Origin of the sequence: Nocardia sp. NPDC020380 (assembly GCF_044386975.1) — a bacterium.
Taxonomy (GTDB): Bacteria; Actinomycetota; Actinomycetes; order Mycobacteriales; family Mycobacteriaceae; genus Nocardia.
In genome coordinates, this window is record NZ_JBIRVQ010000008.1 from 502,832 (window position 1) to 520,247 (window position 17,416).

A 17,416-nucleotide genomic window follows, 5' to 3' on the forward strand; every position below is an offset into this window, starting at 1 on the left:
ACCTCGGCGACCCCTTCTGGCCGCGTCCCGGCTGGTGAAGAATGGGCGGCGATACCCGGGCGACGACGGAAGGCCGAACAAGTGTCGATGAGCGGGAAGCGCCGGTTGGTGGGGGCCGCGGCGGTGGGTCTGGGCGCATTGGGCGCCGGAGAGTTGATCGCGGCGAGCAGGGGCGGTTCCGTACTGGACGGGATCGGCCGCCTGGCGGCCGATTACGCGCCGGTACAGGTCGTCGAGACGATGGTGGCGCAGGGCGGCGCCCACGACAAGGAGCTGACCCGGCTGGGTGCGGCCTTGTCGGCGGTGGCGGAGGCCACCGCGCTGGCCTTGCTGCCGACCCGGCTACGGACACCCGCGGCCGCGGCCCTGGCGGCCGGGACGGCGGCGACGGCGCTACGCGGCGCGAACCGGTCGGTGGCCGGTGCGGTCGGCGCGGTGGCGACCGCCGGGGTGATGCGGGCCGGATTTCGGCGTCCGCCGGCCGATCTCGGCGGCGTGGCACTGTGGGCGGCCGCCGGGGTGGGACTCTTCGCGGCGGCCGAGACGCTGGTGCGGCGCGAGGATCGGCGGCATCGGGAACGGGCACGCCGGGTGGGCCCGATGGGTTCGCACGCGCCGGTGCCGGAGGACGGGTTCGGCACCGAACCGGGCCTGTCGCCGCTGATCACGCAGGCGAGCAAATTCTATGTGGCGGACGTGAATTCGCGGCCGCCGCGCATCGATCCGGAGCAGTGGCGGCTGTCCATCAGCGGCAAGGTGGCGCATCCGCTGCGATTGTCGCTACCTGATCTGGCCGAGCAGGCGGTGGAATTCGATGCCGTCATGGTGTGCGTGCACAACACCGTGGGCTCGGGCCGCAGCGGCAATGCCCGCTGGTTCGGCGTGCCGTTGACCGCGCTGCTCGATCATGCGGTGCCGGATTCCGGCGCGACGCGGCTGGTCAGCCGCGCCGTGGACGGGTACACCATCTCACTGCCGCTGGAACCGCTGCGCTCCGGTGAATGGCCCGGCTACCTGGTCATCGGCATGAACGGGGAACCGCTGCCGCCCGAACACGGGTTCCCGGCACGGGTTTTCGTGCCCGGCCTCTACGGTCAGTATTCCGGCGCGAAATGGACCACCGCGCTGGAGCTGACCGATGACAGTCATGTCGACTACTGGTGGAAGCGCGGCTGGCCCGCGGACCCGCTCTGGGTGCGGCCGCAGGCCCGTATCGATGTCGCGTCCTGCGGTACGCCGGGGTCCGGCAAGTGCACGGTCGCCGGCGTGGCCTGGGCGCCGCCGCAGGGTGTTTCGGCCGTCGAGATCCGGGTGGACGACACCGAGTGGATCCCGGTGGAACTGGGCGCCGAACTGGCTCCCAGCGCCTGGCGTCGCTGGCGCACGGTGGTCGACCTACCGCCGGGCGATCACGCCATCCAGGCGCGGGTCACCAGTCGTTCCGGGCAGATCCAGGACCCGGTCACCCGCCCGCCGTTCCCGCTGGGCCCCGGAGGTCTTCACACCGTCACCGTCACCGTCTGACGCGGCCACCGTCCGGCTGAAGTCCCGCACAAGTACTCCCGCATGACAGTTGTCATGGGGGAGTCGTGACGGACGGGGGAGGTTTCCCCGGCGGCCGCCGACGACAGTTGGGAGCATGAACGCAACTGCCAATGGCGTCGTGCCGCCGCGACCGCGGCGCGCGACCACACCGGCCATCGAAATCCGGGGACTGGTGAAGACTTTCGGATCGGCCGGCGCCCCGGTGCGCGCGGTCGACGGCCTGGATCTGGTAGTGCGGCCGGGGGAGATCGTCGCCTTCCTGGGACCGAACGGCGCGGGCAAGACGACCACCATCGACATGCTGCTCGGGCTGACCCGGCCGGATTCCGGTGCGGTGCGGGTGTTCGGCGGTTCTCCATCGGATGCCATTGCGGCCGGGCGGGTTTCGGCGGTCCTGCAATCCGGCGGACTGCTGCCGGATCTCACGGTGGCGGAGACCGTCCAGCTGATCGCCACCCTGCACGCCCATCCCCGGCCCGTGCGGGAGGTGCTGATCCGGGCGGGCATCGACGATATCGCCGACCGCCGGGTGGGCAAATGCTCCGGCGGGCAGCAGCAGCGGCTGCGTTTCGCGCTCGCGTTGCTGCCGAGCCCGGACCTCATCGTCCTGGACGAGCCCACCACCGGCATGGATGTGGAGGGCCGCCGCGATTTCTGGCATGCCATCCGCCAGGATTCGGAGCGCGGGCGCACCGTCCTGTTCGCCACCCACCACCTCGACGAGGCGGACGCCTATGCCGACCGCATCGTGCTGGTGCGGGCCGGGCGGGTGGTGGCCGACGGCAGCGCCGCGCAGATCAAGAACCTGGCCGCGGGCCGCACCCTCAGCGCCACCCTGCCCGGCGCGGATCCGGCGCGACTGCTGGGCCTGCCCGGCGTCGATCAGGTGGAGCAGCGCGGGAATCGAATCATCGTGCGCGCCAAGGATTCCGATGTGGTGGCTCGTTACCTGCTGACCGCCACCCCGGCCACGGATCTGGAGATCTCGGCTCACAACCTGGAGGACGCGTTCCTCGCCCTCACCACGACGGGAGACCACCGATGACCACCCTCGATACCTCGCGGCGGCCCGGTACCCGGCCCGCCGTGCCGGCGGGCGGCTTCCGGCTCGCGTTCCTGGCCATGGAACTGCGTCGCCTGCTGCGAAATCGGCGCACGCTGATCTTCGCGCTGGTCATGCCGCCCGTGTTCTTCGTCATCTTCGGTACGACTTCCGACTATCGGCACGAGTCCTTCGGCGCGGGCAATGTCACCGGATACGTGATGGTGTCCATGGCCGTGTACGGCGCCATGCTGGCCACCACCAGCGGCGGCGCCATGGTCGCGGTGGAGCGGGCCGTGGGCTGGAGCCGGCAGTTGCGGCTGACCCCATTGCGGCCGCCGGTGTACATCGCCGTCAAGATCGCGGTCGCCATGGTGCTCGGATTGCTCTCGGTGACAGTGGTTTTCGTGCTCGGAGCGGTGATGGGGGCGCGGATGCCTGCGAGTGCGTGGCTCGGCTGCTTCCTCATCGCCTGGCTCGGTTCGCTGGTGTTCGCGGCGTTCGGCCTGTTCATGGGCTATCTGCTGCCCTCGGAGAATGTCATGCAGGTGCTCGGCCCGGCGCTGGCGCTGCTGTCCTTCGCGGGCGGGCTGTTCCTGCAGCTGCACGGCTGGTTCGACACGGTGTCGAAGGTGTTCCCCACCAACGGCCTCGCCGTACTGGCCCGGGCGCCCTTCGCGGAACCGAGCGGCGGCGCGGTAGTGCTGGCCATTGTCAACGTCGTCGGGTGGGCGGCGGTTTTCACCATCGGTTCCGCTGTACTGTTCCGCCGTGACACCGCACGCTGATCCGCCGATCCCGCTCGGCGCGGATACACCGAGCCCGCCCGGCGCTGTGTTGCCGAGCCGGGCCGCGGACCGGGGTGACCTCGCTTGGTATCGGGGCTGGTTGCTGACGCCTGCGGTAGCGTCGCGCGGCGTGGACGACACGCTCGGTGCGGCCGATGAGGAGGAGCGCGGCATTCGGCGCCGCCGGCGGCTGGGCTGGATGTTCTCCGCTATCTGGGCCGTCTATCTGATCGATCCGCTGCGGCACGCGTGGGGCCTGATCGATCCCGGGGCCCGGATCTACTCGCTGGCGGTGATCTTCGCTTACGGCCTCTGTTACGTGCTCTCGTACGCCTTCCTGGTGCGCGGTACGGTCCGGACGCCGTGGCCGCCTGCCACCGAGAGCCTCCGGCTGGTGATCCTGCCGATCATCGTGCAGGGGGCGCTGATCGGGGCGGCGGCGGTGACGCTGGGCTTCGAGGCCACCGGGCTCGCGGTGTACATCGCGTCGTTCATCGCCTTCACCATGCCGCCGCGGCGGGCGATGATCGCATTGGTGGTGCTGATTCTCGCGACGGCCGTGGTACCGCACGCGGTGTTGGGGCAGCCTCCTGATTATTCGCTCCTGCAGTCGATTTGCTTGGCCAGTTTCGCGGTCGGGGGCATCCGGTTGATCCTCATGCGCAATCACCAGCTGTTCATTGCCAGGCAGCAGTTGACCGATCTCGCTGTTGCCGAGGAGCGGCTGCGGGTGGGCCGGGACGTACACGATATCCTCGGGCATTCGCTCACCGTCATCACCGTGAAAACCGAACTGGCGCAACGACTCCTGGATATCGATCCGGAACGTGCTCGCGCCGAGATGGCGGATGTCGAACGGCTCGCGCGGGAATCCCTCGCCGGTGTGCGCACCACCGTCGGCGGGCTGCGTGAGGTGTCGCTCGCGGGTGAACTCGCCAATGCGCGAACGGCCTTGACCGCCGCCGAGATCGAGGCGGACCTGCCCGACACCGACGATCTCCCGATCCGGCACAGTGTCGTTTTCGGCTGGGTGCTGCGCGAGGCGGTCACCAATATCGTGCGGCACAGCGGGGCCCGGCACTGCTGGGTGCGGGTGACCCCGCGCAGCATCGAGATCGCCGATGACGGGGTGGGCATGCGGGAGTCGTCGCGGTCCGGTTCCGGGCTGTCCGGCCTGCGGGAACGCGTGCAGGCCACCGGCGGCACGCTCACTCTGGGCAATCGCCCGGAGGGCGGATTGCGGGTGCTGGCAAGCTTTCCGGCAGTGACGACACAGGAGCCGGAATGATCAAACTGCTGCTCGCCGACGATCAGGCGCTGGTGCGCGGCGCCCTCGCGGCCCTGCTGAACCTCGAACCCGACCTCGAAGTGGTGGCCGAGGTAGGCCGCGGCGACGAGGTCCTCGACGCCGTCGCGAAAACCGCCCCCGACGTGGCCCTGCTCGACGTGGAAATGCCCGGCCTGGACGGCATCTCGGCCGCCGCCCAACTACACGCGGCGCACCCGCAGGTCCGCATCCTCATGGTCACCACCTTCGGCCGCCCGGGCTACCTGCGCCGCGCGATCGACGCCGGCGCCAGCGGCTTCGTCGTCAAGGACACGCCCGCACGGGAACTCGCGGACGCCGTCCGCCGCGTCCACATGGGCCTGCGCGTGGTCGACCCGGCCCTCGCCACCGAAACCCTCACCGCCGGCACCTCCCCCCTGACCGCCCGCGAACGCGAGGTCCTGGCCGCCGCCGCGGACGGCGCCACCGCCGGCGCCATAGCCAAACAACTCCACCTCTCCGAAGGCACCGTCCGCAACCACCTCTCCGCCGCCATCGGCAAAACCGGCACCCGCACCCGCACCGAAGCCGTCCGCGCGGCGGAACGTCTCGGCTGGCTGTAGTCAGTCACCGCGACGGTGACCGTCCTTTCGCTACCGGCGAATTCGATCGCAGACCGTGGCCACATGGTCGGAACCGGCCGTTCTCGGCAGTGCGAGGCGTCGGCGCCGCACTCCGCGGCGCGTGCCGTCGGCACCGTAGCGGCTGACGCCGAGTGCGGTCCTGGCTGAGGGGCTGCGCTGGGATTTCGCCGGGCGGGTCAGAAGCGGCCGCCGCGGCTGATGCGGCGGGAGCCGTCGGAGCCGCCGAAGGAGCCGGGGCCGTAGCCGGTGCCGCCGCCGAATCCGCCGCCGCGGTATTGGTTGCCCATGCCGCGGAGCATGCCGTCGATGAGGATGCCGCCGAGGACGGCGCCGGTCTGGGAGTTGGGGGTGGTGCGTTGCTGGGCTTGCCAGTCGTTGACGGCGGCCTGGGCGGTGTGCAGGGCTCGGGTGCCGAGTTCTACTGCGCGCTGGGCGAATTGGAGGGCCTGGGCGGGGTCGGTGGGGGCGAGTTGCCGCGCCTGGTCGAGGCTGCGCTGGGCCTCGGCCAGGCGGGTGCGGGGTTCGGCGTCGACGCCGCCGCGGCGGGTGCTGATGAAATCGGCGGCAGCATTGATCTGGCTGCGGGCCGCGGTGGTGGTCTGGTCGAGGCGGCGGCGTAGTTCCTCGGCGGCGACCTTGCGGTCGGTGGCGGCGGCGATCGCATTGTCCAGGGCGGTGTCCGCGGCCATGGCCTGCTGGAAGGCGCCGAGGGGGTTGTCCGGGCCGGCGGCGATCGCCTGATCCAGTGCGGTGCGCGCGCCCGTGGCGGCCGCGGTCAGCTCGGGGCCGCCGTGTTCGGTGAGACTCGCGGCGGCCTCGAGGTCGCGGCGCAATTCCTCGATGAGGCCGGGCAATCCGGCGCGTGCCTGCTCGATATCGGTGGCGGCGGTGTCGACGGCATTGAGCAGCGTGCGTGCCGCGTCCACGGCGGCTTCGGCGGCGCGGATATCGGCGACGGCCGCGCCTTGCCGGCCGACCGGCTTCGCGACCGCGGCCCGGCCGTCCTCGATATTGCGTTCCGCGAAGGAGATTCGCTCCTCCGCCATGCCCACATTGTCGCGAACCGGGGTGAGCACCGAGGCGGGCTGGCTCGCCACCAGATCGGCCAGGGTCTGCCGCGAACGCGGCAACTGCGCGGTGAGCGCCACCAGATCGCGGGTCAGCGCGTCGAGGCGATCCCCGGCATTGATGAGCAGATTGCGCATGGCGTCGAATTCGCTGACCTTGGCGTCGAGTTCGCGATCCGCGCGCCCGCAGGTGCTGATCAGTTCGACCAGCATGGCCTGCTGCTGATCCGGCGTCTCTGGAATATCGTCGTCGAGCTGCTGCCGGATCGAGAACGCCTTGGCCAGCGCCGATTTCGCCCCTTGCAGCGCGGCGGTGAACGGCGCGGTGGCGATCGCCCCGAATTCGTCGGTGGCGAGCCGCAATTCCTCGGCCGAGGTCCGGATCGCATTGTCGGCGTCGACCAGTGTCTCCTTGGACAGCGCATCCAGCACCACCAGCGGCAGCGCCTCCAGCGCGCGGGCGTCGGTGGGATCCACCTGCCGCGCCGAATCCAGTCGCGAGCGGTCGTGCCGCCCGCTCCGCCGCAGCCAGAACCAGCCCGCCAGCAATACCAGCGCCACGATCAGCAGCAACACCAGCAGCGTCCGATAACTCACCCCGCCCGACCCGCTCATCGCATTCGACAGCCCGTCGGCCGCCGCCAGCCCCGCGCCCGCCCAATCCCCGGCCCGCAGCTTCGGTTCGACCCCGTTGATGAGGAACCGATCCACATCCTTCTCGCTGATCGAGGACGGCACGGTGCCGGTGAACGCGTAGGCCCGATCGTCCACCGCGACCGACAGCAGCACGTCCCGATCCCCGAACCCGGACGCCCGCGCCGTCTGCTCACCCCAGGCGTGCGAGTCCATGCCGTCGAAACTCCGCACATAAACGACCCACAGCCGCTCGTGATGCTTCGCGTACAGCGCGTCGATGGCCGCCTGCAGTTGCGCCGTCTGCCCGCCGCTCAGCGCCCCCGCGTTATCGGTGACATAGGTGGGCAGCCGTTGCGGCGGAGTAGCCGCGGCCGGTCCGGCATCCACCGCGGGCAGCCATATCACCGCCGTCAGCAGGCACATCACGAGCAGGGACCAGACCCGAGCGACGGAGTGCTGCTTCGGTAGCGGCATCCCCCGAATCTATCCGCCGCATTCCCCGCGACCGGATTCCGTACCCGCCGTGTCGGCCCCCGGTGACTACGATCGACCCTGTGATCTCGATCGATACCCCGTACACGGGCCATGTCAGCGCCGGTTCGAATCCGCAGCAGCGTGAGGTTCCCGGCGCCCGCATCGTGAAGATGTCGGTGGGCGCCATGGACAACAATGTCTACCTGGTCCAGAGCACCGCCACCGGCGCCGCCCTCCTCATCGACGCGGCCAACGAGCCGGAACGCATCCTGGAACTCCTCACCCAGGAGGCCCCGGACCGGGTCGAGCTCATCGTGACCACCCACCAGCACCCGGACCACTGGTGGGGCCTGAAGGACGTGGTCGCCGCCACCGAAATCCCCACCGCCGCACACGAACTCGACGCCGCCCCGCTCCCGGTGCCCCCGGCCCGCCTCCTCGCGGACGGCGACATCATCCGGATCGGCGACCTCGAACTCGAGGCCATCCACCTCAGCGGCCACACCCCCGGCTCGGTAGCCCTGGCCCTTACCGACGGCGGCGGCCGCACGCACCTCTTCACCGGTGATTCCTTGTTCCCGGGTGGAGTCGGGAAGACCGGCAACGCAAAGGATTTCGCCTCCCTGCTCGGTGATGTGGAGTCGAAGTTGTTCGGCCGCTTCGGTGATGACACGGTCGTCTACCCGGGCCACGGCGACGACACCACGCTGGGCCGGGAACGCCCGCAGCTGGGGGAGTGGCGCGCTCGCGGCTGGTGATCCGACCCGCTGATCGCTGGTTTCTTCGTGATCCTTGCCTAACGGAGCGTTTTGCTCCTACTCTCCTATCGGAGCAAAGCGCTCCGATAGGAGATTTCGACGTGGACAACCAATATCTGCTGGTCATCTCGGTGCCGGCATTGTTGCTGCTGATGGTGATCGAGATGGTCTACTACCGGTTGCACCCGGACGAGCGGACCGGGGGCTACAGCGCGCGGGATACCGCGGCCAGTCTCGCGGTCGGGATCGGGGGATCGCTCACCGACGTGGCGTACAAGACGGTCGCCTTGCTCATGTTCGTCGGCATCTACGAGTTGAGCCCGTTCCGGGTGCATGTCACCTGGCTGACGTTTCCGCTGATCTTGATCGCGCAGGATTTCCTCTACTACTGGATGCACCGCGAACACCATCTGGTCCGGGTGCTGTGGGCGGCGCACGTGGTGCACCATTCGAGCCTGAAGTTCAATTTCTCGACTTCGGCCCGGCAGCCGTGGACCGGGCTGACGTCGCAGTTCTTCTATATCCCGCTGGCGTTCGCGGGTGTGCCCGCCTGGACCATCTTCCTGTGCAGTTCGGTGATCATGTTGTCGCAGTTCTGGATTCACACCGAGCGATTCCCGCGACTGCCCGACCGGATCGAGCACGTGATCAACACGCCCTCGAATCACCGGGTGCATCATGCGTCGCAGGGCGACTATCTGGATCGCAACTTCGGCGGCATCTTCATGATCTGGGACCGCGTGTTCGGGACCTATGCGCACGAAACCGGCAGGCCGATCTACGGTTTGACCAAGAACATCGACACGTTCAACCCGCTGCGGATCGCCACCCACGAATACGGCGCCATCGCCCGCGATATGAAGCTGGCCGCGGGCTGGCGGCAGCGGCTCGGCGTGCTGGTCAACCGGCCCGGATGGTTCGAGGAACAGCGTGCTCGGGCCGCGGGCGCGGGAGCGAATCGTTCCGCGCAGAATTCGCTATCCTAGGCTCGATGCCATGAGTTCCCCATCGGTTGATCGCAAGCGCGCCGGCGGCCGGCTCGGCCGGCAGGTCGAGGCGGAGCGCAACGATCTCCTCGTGCTCGCCGCGGCGCGCGCGGCCTTCGCGGAGGAAGGTCCCGACGCGCCGGTCGCCTCGATCGCCAAGCGTGCCGGTGTCGGCATGGGAACTCTCTATCGCCGCTACGGCAGCAAAGAGCAACTGCTGCAACAGCTGTGCCGCGTGGCGATCACCGAGACGATCACCGCGCTGGAGAACGCGCTGGATCGCGGGGACGACGGCTGGACCTGCCTGTCCGGCTTCATCGAACGGTGTGTCACCGACCGGGTCGGCGCCTTCGCGCCCTTGGCCGGCTCGCTGCCCGTCCCCGACGATCTGGCCCGGCGCAACGAGGAAGCCAAGGAACTCCTGGATCGGCTCGTCCGGCGAGGACACGAGGACGCGACCGTCCGCCCGGACGTCACCTCCATCGACATCACCTATCTGATGGAACTCTTCAGCCGCTACCCCCAGCACACCGAGAACGCTCGCCACACCCGTAGCCGCCTGCTCGCCCTGGCCATCGACGGTCTGCGCCCGGCCGCCACGACGCTCCCGGAGCCGACGCCGTCCTGGGGCGAATACGAAGTGGAATGGTCGGTCACGTCCTGATTCCCGCCACCCCGCCCCGGGTGACATTGTGGCCTTTCACAATTCGGCTCGATGGTGGGGTTAGGGTCTCCCGTGCGGTAGTTGGCCAATCGACGGGAAGGGGAGCGTGCAGGGTGGGAGCAGGACCAGCGGCGGCACTATCGAACTCCGGTCGTAGCAGCGAAACCATCGTCGCCGACACCGAGCAGCAGGCCGTGGAGCTACTCACCAAGATCGGCCGCTACTACCAGGCGATGTACAACCTCGGCGATATCCGGTCGCCCGGCGCCGAGCTACGCGCGGCCTGCTCGAAGCTGCTGACGGTGGCGGATTGGCTGGATACGGCCCGCATCGAGCAGTTGCAGGATGTGCTGCCCGCGCCGGAGGTAGCGCCGCTCGAGCGGCAGGGGCGGTCGCTGCCGAGGATGGTCTCCGACTTCCTCGCGGAGCATCCCAATCAGACCTGGACGCCCACGGAAGTGGTGGCGGCGCTGGAGGAGCGGGGGCTCGAATTGCCGATGAGCGCGCGCCACCACGTAAAGGTTGCCCTGGGCCGCATGGCGCTGCGCGAAGACAGCAATATCCGCCGCCTCGATCGCGGCAAATACCAGTTCTGCCAGTCGGATTCGGACGAAACCGAAGCATAGCCCCGCGTCGAAGCCCATCGTTTGCCGGTGCTAAACCGGACGGTTGGTTAGTGGCCGACCGACTTCCGTTGTGTTACACCTGGATTACGTATAGTTGTTTCAGCTAACTAATCTGGGAGGTCCCGGATGTGCGGGATAACAGGGTGGGTTTCGTTCGATTCTGATCTGACGCGGCAGCAGGGGGTGCTGGACGCCATGACCGAAACCATGGCGTGCCGGGGACCGGACGGCCGCGGGATATTCCTACGACAGCACGGCGCACTCGGCCACCGGCGGCTCGCGATCATCGACCTGCCCGGCGGCGCCCAGCCCATGAGCGTGGCCACCCCCGGCGGGGACGTGGCCATCGTGTACTCGGGAGAGACCTACAACTTCCTGGAACTACGCGAACAGCTTGCGGGACTGGGACATTCGTTCACCACCGACAGCGACACCGAGGTCGTCCTGCGCGCCTACCTGCAGTGGGGCGAGAGCCTGGTCGACCACCTCAACGGCATGTACGCCTTCGCGATCTGGGACCAGCGCGACGAGAAACTCGTCATGGTCCGGGATCGCATGGGCATCAAGCCTTTCTACTTCTACCGCACGCCGGACGGGGTGCTCTTCGGCTCGGAACCGAAGGCCATCCTCGCGAATCCGCTGGCGCGCAAGGCCGTCGAGCTCGACGGCATGCGGGAACTGTTCGCCTTCACCAAGGCCCCCGGCTGGTCGTTGTGGAAGGGCATGTCCGAGGTGCTGCCGGGCACCCTGACCACCGTGGACCGCAACGGACTTCGCGAGCGCACCTACTGGCGGCTGACGGCCGTCGAGCACACCGACAGCCAGGACGACTCCGTCGAGCACGTCCGCGAACTGCTCACCGATATCGTCGACCGGCAGCTGATCTCGGATGTGCCCCGCTGCATATTGCTCTCCGGCGGACTGGATTCCAGCTCCATCACCGGCCTCGCGGCGCGGCGCCTGGCCCGCGACGGCGAACAGGTGCGGACGTTCTCCGTCGATTTCGTCAATCAGGAAGCCAACTTCGTCCCCGACGAAATGCGCGACACTCCCGACTCGCCGTTCGTCCGCGACGTGGCCGAGTACGTGAAGTCCGCGCACCAGGACGTGATCCTGAATCCCGCTGACCTGGCCGATATTTCGGTGCGCCGCGCCGTGATCACCGCCCGCGACATCCCGCAGGGGCTCGGCGATATGGACAGTTCGCTGTATCTGCTGTTCCGGGCCATCCGCGAACAGTCCACGGTCGCGCTGTCCGGCGAATCCGCCGACGAGGTCTTCGGCGGCTACCGCTGGTTCCACGACGAGGTCGCCCTCAAAGAGGACACCTTCCCCTGGCTGGCCTTCAGCAACCCGCTCTCCGGGGAATCCCGCTGGGAGATCCTGAATCCCGGGCTCCGGGAGCGACTGCAACTGAACGACTACGTGGCCGACCAATACGCCGCCGCCGTCGCCGAGGTCGACCACCTCGACTCCGAGGACGAGCGGGAACACCTCATGCGCACGGTCTGCCACCTGCACCTGACCCGCTTCGTTCGGCAGCTGCTCGACCGCAAGGACCGCATGTCCATGGCGGTCGGACTGGAAGTGCGCGTGCCGTTCTGCGATCACCGGCTGGTCGAATACGTCTACAACACGCCGTGGTCGCTCAAGACCTTCGACGGCCGCGAGAAGAGCCTGCTGCGGCACGCGGCGAAACACGTCCTGCCGCAGTCGGTCGTGGAACGGGTCAAGAGTCCCTACCCGTCCACCCAGGACCCCGGCTACGCGGCGGCACTGCAGCAGCTGGTGAAGGAAATCCTGTCCGAGCCCAACGACGCCCTGTTCGCGATCCTCGATCGCGGCTGGGCGAAGCGCGCCGTCGAACAGGACCCCGCCCGCATGGCCCCGCACGTCCGGGTCGGCCTCGACCATGTGATCGACATGGCCACCTGGCTCGATCTCTACTCGCCGGAGCTGTTGCTGGACTGATGCCGACCGCGGCACACGGCGGCGCCGACCGGGCCGGACAAGCTATGTTGACGGTATGAGACCGTTCGCCTACCCGGTCGGCGCCCGGCGCCCGCGACTGCCCGAACGGCGGCGGCGCGGTTGGTGAAACTCCGGAACCGCACCCCCGAACCCGATTCGCCGGTTCAGGACCCGAACACCGGCACACTCCGCGGCGGGTGTGCCGGCGTCACCCTGCGCTGGGCCCGGCGCCTGCTGGTCGGCGGACTACTCATGGCGGTTCTGGTGGTGGGCGGGACCGCGGTGCGGGTGTGGCAGGTGGCCCGCATCTCCGACTACTCGCCCGCCGACGCCATCGTGGTGCTCGGCGCGGCGCAGTACGACGGCACCCCGTCCACGGTGTTCGAGGCGCGGCTGGATCAGGCCTACCACCTCTACACCAAGAACATCGCGCCGCTGGTCGTCACCGTCGGCGGAAAACAGCTGGGCGACAACTACACCGAGGCCGCCTCCGGCAAGCTCTACCTGGAGAACCGGGGCGTGCCGTCCGATCGGATCCTCGCCGTCGAAACCGGCTCCGACACTCTGCAGAGCGTGGAAGCCGTCTCCAAAGCCCTGCTGGCGCGCGGCAAATCCTCGGTGGTGCTGGTCAGCGATCCCTGGCATTCGCTGCGCACCCGCACCATGGCCCGCGACGCCGGCCTCTCGGCCTGGACCGCGCCCGTCCGCACCGGCCCCGCCGTCTACACGCGGGAATCACAGGCGCACGGCATTTTCCGGGAGACCTTCGCCTTGCTCTGGTATCAACTGACCCACTACCCGGCAGATTTCAAATACACGGCAGATCAGTGAACCCATGAACGCGCGTATCGATTACGACCAGGTGTACTCCGACTTCGATCGTGAGCGCATGGTGCCCGAAACCGACCGGACAGCAGGCCTGAGCTGGTCGCCCTGCCCCGCCCGGCGCAGTGAGTTCTCGCGCGACCGCGCCCGGGTGCTGCACTCCGTGGCACTGCGCCGGCTTGCCGACAAGACACAGGTCATGGGCCCGCGCGACGGTGACACGCCACGCACCCGGCTCACCCACTCGCTGGAGGTCGCGCAGATCGGGCGCAGCATCGCCGACAGCCTCGGCTGCGATCCCGATCTCGTCGATCTGGCCGGGCTCGCGCACGATATCGGGCACCCCCCGTACGGGCACAACGGCGAGAAGGCGCTCGACCAATTCGCCGACGCGCACGGCGGTTTCGAGGGCAATGCCCAGAACCTCCGCATCCTCACCCGCCTCGAACCCAAGGTGATCGACGACCTCGGCAACAGCTACGGGCTCAACCCGACACGCGCCGCCCTCGACGCCGTCATCAAATACCCTTGGGGCAGAACAGGTCCGAGCTCCAAGTTCGGCGCCTACGACGTCGACATGGACCGCCTGGCCTGGGTTCGCAAAGGCGCGCCCGACCGCCGCCAATGCCTGGAATCGCAGATCATGGACTGGGCCGACGACGTCGCCTACTCCGTCCACGATGTGGAGGACGGCGTCATCGCCGGCCGCATCGACCTGCGCGCCCTCGCCGACCCCCTCGAACAGGCCGCCCTCTCCGAACTCGGTGCCCGCCAGCACCCCGCACTCTCCGCCGACGACCTGGTGGCCGCCGCCCAGCGCCTCTCCGAAATGCCGGTGGTTGCCGCCGTCACCGACTTCGACGGCTCCCTCGCCGCCTCGGTGGCCCTGAAACGCCTCACCAGCGACCTGGTCGGCCGATTCGCCACCGCCGCCGTCGAGGCCACCCGCGCCGCCTGGGGCGGCCGCCAATTGTCCCGCTACACAGCCGATCTCGAAGTCCCGCGGATAGCGGCCACCGAGGTAGCGGTATTGAAGACGATGGCCCTCCGCTACGTCCTCTCCGACCCCATCCACCAGGTCCGCCAGGCAGGCCAACGCGAACGCATCCACCTCGTGGCCGACCGCCTCCTGGCCGCCGCCCCCCGAGGCTTGGACCGCCTCCTGGTCCCCACCTGGGAATCCGCCCCCGACGACACCGCCCGAGTCCGCGTAGTAGTCGACCAAATCGCCTCCTACACCGAAAGCCGCCTGGAACGCTTCGCCGCCGGCATCCCCTAACCCCGCCCCCTGCCGTCGAGTGGCACATGAGGAACGGATTTCGTGGCGTGTCGCGTACCTCATGTGCCACTCGGCGATCGGGTGATCGGGCGAACGGCAGTGGTGTGTGGGGTGGGTGTGTCAGGGTGGGTGGGGTCATCTAGCCGTGGGGCCGGTCGCGCTGCGGCGGAATCCGGTGGGAGGTGCCTGTGCCGGCCGATATGGACGAGATCGCGGATCTGGAGCGGTATCCGCTCGATCGGCGGGACCTGCGAGTGCTGGAGGAGTTGGTCGACGAATCGCGGCGGGAATTCGCGACGAGCGGGGTGCTGGTGCTGCGGGAGTTCCTGCGGGAGGAGGCGCTCGCGGAGATCGCGGCGAACTGTCTCGCCAATGGGGCGATCGACGGGGTGCGGTTGCCGGATATCGATCTCGCCGAGCAGCGGGGGCGGGCGGGGGAGCAGCCGCCGGTGACGGAATGCCTGCTGGCGGGGGACCGGATTCCGGCGTCCTCGCCGTTGAAGCGGTTGTATTTGTGGGAACCGTTGCTGGACTTCGTTTCCCGGGTGGTGGGGGAACCGGCGTACCGGTCGGTTGATGCACTCGGGGCCTTGACGGTGCACATCCAGGAGCACGGGGAAGGGCAGGACTGGCATTTCGATCTGCCGGATTACATGCTCGACGTGCACATCGCCGCCCCGGAACAGGGCGGGGTGCTCGAATATCATTCGCTCCCACGGGCCGTGCTGCAGCGCAGTGGGGCGCAGCGGCAGCGGATCGGATTGCTGCCGACCGCGCCCGGCACCTTCCTGCTGCATGCCGGGCGGCTGTCCCGGCACCGCGTCACACCGGTGCGGGGGAGGTCGCCGCGGATCACGGCCGCCATGGCATTTCACGGCAAGCCGGGGCAGCGGCTCACGGATCATGTGCGGCGCAAGCGGTTCGGCCGCACGGAGTAGCGCTCAGGGTGCGGCGTGCAGTGCCAGGTAGTGGGCGATGCTGTCGGCGGGTGCGCCGTCGGCGACCAGGCGGCCTTCGTCGAAGACGAGTACGCGGTCGAATTCGCCGAGCAGGTCCAGGTCGTGGGAGATCACGACGACCTGTTGCGGAATCTCGTGCAGCAGCTTGGCGATCCGGCGTTTGTTGCGCAGATCGAGCAGGGTGGTCGGTTCGTCGAACACCACGTACTGCGGCCGCACCGACAAGACGGCCGCGATCGCCAGCATCTGTTTCTGCCCGCCGCTGAGCAGGTGCGCGGGATGATCCCGGAACTCGCTCAGCCCGTACTCGGCGAGCACCTCGGTAACTCGTTCGGCGGCCTCGGCTTTCGAGAACCCGTGATGTTTGAGCCCGAACGCCAGATCCTCCGCCACCGTCGGCATGACGATCTGCACATCCGGATCCTGGAACACGAATCCGACCAGCCGGCGAACCGCCTTGCCCTGCTTGCGCGTATCCAGCCCATCCACCCGTACGCGGCCCTCGCTGGGCACCTGCAGCCCGTTGAGCAGTCGCGCGAAGGTGGACTTGCCCGAGCCGTTCGAGCCGATCACGGCGATGCGCCGCTCGTCGAGCGTGAGATCCAGCTGCCGCAGCACCTCCCGCTCACCGAAGCGGTGGGTGACGCCCTCGAGCTCGATCATGCCCGGCTCGGAATCAGCGGATAGGCGCGGCGCACGGCCACCGCGGCCAGCGAGCCGATGACGGTTTTCACGACGTCCCCGGGTATGAAGACGAGCGAGGTCGTGAACGCCTTGGCCAGCGAAATGTGCGCGGCGACCGCCATCCACGGAATCCCGATGGCGTACAACACGATCGCCCCGCCCAGGAAGTTGATCACCAGCGCGATCGCCAGGTTGTATCGCTGCCACAGCTTTTCGGTGAGGAAGCCGATCACCAGCGCACCCAGCGGGTAGGCCAGGACGAATCCGCCCGTCGGGCCCATGATCACGGACAGTCCGCCGCGCCCGCCCGGCAGCACCGGCAGCCCGACCAGCACCAGCACGTCGAACAGCAGGATGGCCAGCGCACCGCGGCGCGCGCCGAGGATCGCGCCGGCCAGGATCACGCCCAGGGTCTGGGAGGTGAACGGCGCGAACGCTCCCGGCAGCTGTATCAACGGGAAGAACCCGAGTACCACCATGATCGCCGCGAACAGCGCTGTCTGCGCCAGATCCCTACTTCGCATTCCGGGCATCCTATGAGATTCGGACATCAGTCCAGACCGCGGGCGTCGAGGGCCTCACCGACACCGTCGGCCATGCGCAGGGTGCGGATCAGGAGTGGGACGAGGAAGACCGTGCTGCGCTCGATGCCGCGTGCCTTCTGCGCGGCCCGGACCAGTTCGGCCTGTTCGCGGATGACGGGGATGAATCGAATGGTCATGGCCACCAGCAGCCCGACACGTTCCGGCCGCACGCCGAGGGGGCGCAGTGGGCCGAGCGCTCTTTCGACTGTGTCGATCATGGCGGTGGTGCGAGTGGTGAGCGTCACCAGATTCGCCAGCAGTACGAGTGTCAGCAATCGCTCGCCGACCACGATCGCGCTCTGCCGGCTCGTGAACAGCACCTGCGCGAACATGATCAGAACGAGGAAGGGTGCGAGCCCGAGCAATTGCCGCCCGGTAGTCCGCCACGGAATCCGCGCCACCGCATACAGGCCGATCACCACGGCCAATGCCACGCCCAGCCACAAGATCGACGGTACGAAGAACAGCGCGGTGCCCGTCACCGCCAGCACCAGCAGCTTCGCCCCGGCGGGCACGGAATGCACCGGCGTCCGGGCGTCGTGGTACAGGCTGAGCACCGATAGATCCTGGCATGCGCCGCACCGGTCACTCGGTCCGGTGTCCAGTCGAGCGTCCCG

The 17,416-nt window shown here is 68.6% G+C and carries 17 protein-coding genes; 13 read left to right on the forward strand and 4 right to left on the reverse strand.

The window, feature by feature from the left end:
* The first annotated feature begins 87 nt into the window (after positions 1-87).
* The 5 genes from ACH438_RS24745 (at position 88) to ACH438_RS24765 (ending at position 5,265) form a co-directional block, all read left to right on the forward strand.
* Positions 88-1,524: a molybdopterin-dependent oxidoreductase gene (locus ACH438_RS24745; protein ID WP_397009066.1), complete on the forward strand. Its 1,437-nt coding sequence runs from the start codon at positions 88-90 to the stop codon at positions 1,522-1,524.
* Between the two features lie 115 nt (positions 1,525-1,639).
* Positions 1,640-2,590, forward strand: a complete 951-nt coding sequence (locus ACH438_RS24750) for an ABC transporter ATP-binding protein (RefSeq protein WP_397009068.1) — start codon at positions 1,640-1,642, stop codon at positions 2,588-2,590.
* The gene (locus ACH438_RS24755; protein WP_397009070.1) at positions 2,587-3,375 is read left to right on the forward strand and encodes an ABC transporter permease; all 789 of its coding nucleotides are present in this window, start codon (positions 2,587-2,589) and stop codon (positions 3,373-3,375) included. The genes ACH438_RS24750 and ACH438_RS24755 overlap by 4 nt, the downstream gene beginning before the upstream one ends.
* Positions 3,359-4,663 (forward strand): sensor histidine kinase, encoded by a 1,305-nt coding sequence (locus ACH438_RS24760; RefSeq protein ID WP_397009072.1) that lies wholly within the window; start codon positions 3,359-3,361, stop codon positions 4,661-4,663. The genes ACH438_RS24755 and ACH438_RS24760 overlap by 17 nt, the downstream gene beginning before the upstream one ends.
* Complete coding sequence (locus ACH438_RS24765) at positions 4,660-5,265, forward strand: response regulator (RefSeq protein ID WP_397009074.1); 606 nt, start codon at positions 4,660-4,662, stop codon at positions 5,263-5,265. Before ACH438_RS24760 ends, ACH438_RS24765 begins: the two co-directional genes overlap by 4 nt.
* 197 nt (positions 5,266-5,462) lie before the next feature.
* Here the strand turns inward: ACH438_RS24765 and ACH438_RS24770 are convergent, their stop codons facing one another.
* A complete protein-coding gene (locus ACH438_RS24770) occupies positions 5,463-7,463 on the reverse strand; it encodes a TPM domain-containing protein (RefSeq protein WP_397009076.1) in 2,001 nt (666 codons plus the stop codon).
* 80 nt (positions 7,464-7,543) lie between these two features.
* Between ACH438_RS24770 and ACH438_RS24775 the strand changes: the two genes are divergently transcribed.
* The 8 genes from ACH438_RS24775 to ACH438_RS24810 all read left to right on the forward strand — a co-directional run bounded on the left by ACH438_RS24775 (position 7,544) and on the right by ACH438_RS24810 (position 15,510).
* Entirely contained in the window at positions 7,544-8,221 is a 678-nt protein-coding gene (locus tag ACH438_RS24775) for an MBL fold metallo-hydrolase (protein WP_397009078.1), read from the forward strand.
* Positions 8,222-8,322: 101 nt separating this feature from the next.
* Positions 8,323-9,207, forward strand: coding sequence for a sterol desaturase family protein (locus ACH438_RS24780; protein WP_397009081.1), 885 nt, complete (start codon positions 8,323-8,325; stop codon positions 9,205-9,207).
* 10 nt (positions 9,208-9,217) lie between these two features.
* Complete coding sequence (locus tag ACH438_RS24785) at positions 9,218-9,871, forward strand: TetR/AcrR family transcriptional regulator (RefSeq protein ID WP_397009083.1); 654 nt, start codon at positions 9,218-9,220, stop codon at positions 9,869-9,871.
* Positions 9,872-9,984: 113 nt separating this feature from the next.
* A complete protein-coding gene (locus ACH438_RS24790) occupies positions 9,985-10,497 on the forward strand; it encodes a hypothetical protein (RefSeq protein ID WP_397009085.1) in 513 nt (170 codons plus the stop codon).
* Positions 10,498-10,623: 126 nt separating this feature from the next.
* Positions 10,624-12,468, forward strand: coding sequence for an asparagine synthase (glutamine-hydrolyzing) (asnB, locus tag ACH438_RS24795; protein ID WP_397009087.1), 1,845 nt, complete (start codon positions 10,624-10,626; stop codon positions 12,466-12,468).
* A 252-nt stretch (positions 12,469-12,720) separates the two neighbouring features.
* Positions 12,721-13,299, forward strand: a complete 579-nt coding sequence (locus ACH438_RS24800; RefSeq protein WP_397009180.1) for a YdcF family protein — start codon at positions 12,721-12,723, stop codon at positions 13,297-13,299.
* A gap of 4 nt (positions 13,300-13,303) precedes the next feature.
* The gene (locus ACH438_RS24805; protein WP_397009089.1) at positions 13,304-14,572 is read left to right on the forward strand and encodes a deoxyguanosinetriphosphate triphosphohydrolase; all 1,269 of its coding nucleotides are present in this window, start codon (positions 13,304-13,306) and stop codon (positions 14,570-14,572) included.
* A 188-nt stretch (positions 14,573-14,760) separates the two neighbouring features.
* Complete coding sequence (locus ACH438_RS24810) at positions 14,761-15,510, forward strand: hypothetical protein (protein ID WP_397009091.1); 750 nt, start codon at positions 14,761-14,763, stop codon at positions 15,508-15,510.
* Between the two features lie 3 nt (positions 15,511-15,513).
* Here the strand turns inward: ACH438_RS24810 and ACH438_RS24815 are convergent, their stop codons facing one another.
* The 3 genes from ACH438_RS24815 to ACH438_RS24825 are packed head-to-tail and all read right to left on the reverse strand — an operon-like array spanning position 15,514 to position 17,356.
* Positions 15,514-16,194, reverse strand: coding sequence for an energy-coupling factor ABC transporter ATP-binding protein (locus tag ACH438_RS24815; protein ID WP_397009093.1), 681 nt, complete (start codon positions 16,192-16,194; stop codon positions 15,514-15,516).
* A complete protein-coding gene (locus ACH438_RS24820) occupies positions 16,191-16,739 on the reverse strand; it encodes a biotin transporter BioY (RefSeq protein ID WP_397009095.1) in 549 nt (182 codons plus the stop codon). Before ACH438_RS24820 ends, ACH438_RS24815 begins: the two co-directional genes overlap by 4 nt.
* A gap of 26 nt (positions 16,740-16,765) precedes the next feature.
* On the reverse strand, positions 16,766-17,356 hold the full coding sequence (locus ACH438_RS24825; protein WP_397009097.1) for an energy-coupling factor transporter transmembrane component T family protein: 591 nt from the start codon (positions 17,354-17,356) through the stop codon (positions 16,766-16,768).
* Positions 17,357-17,416: the final 60 nt, after the last annotated feature.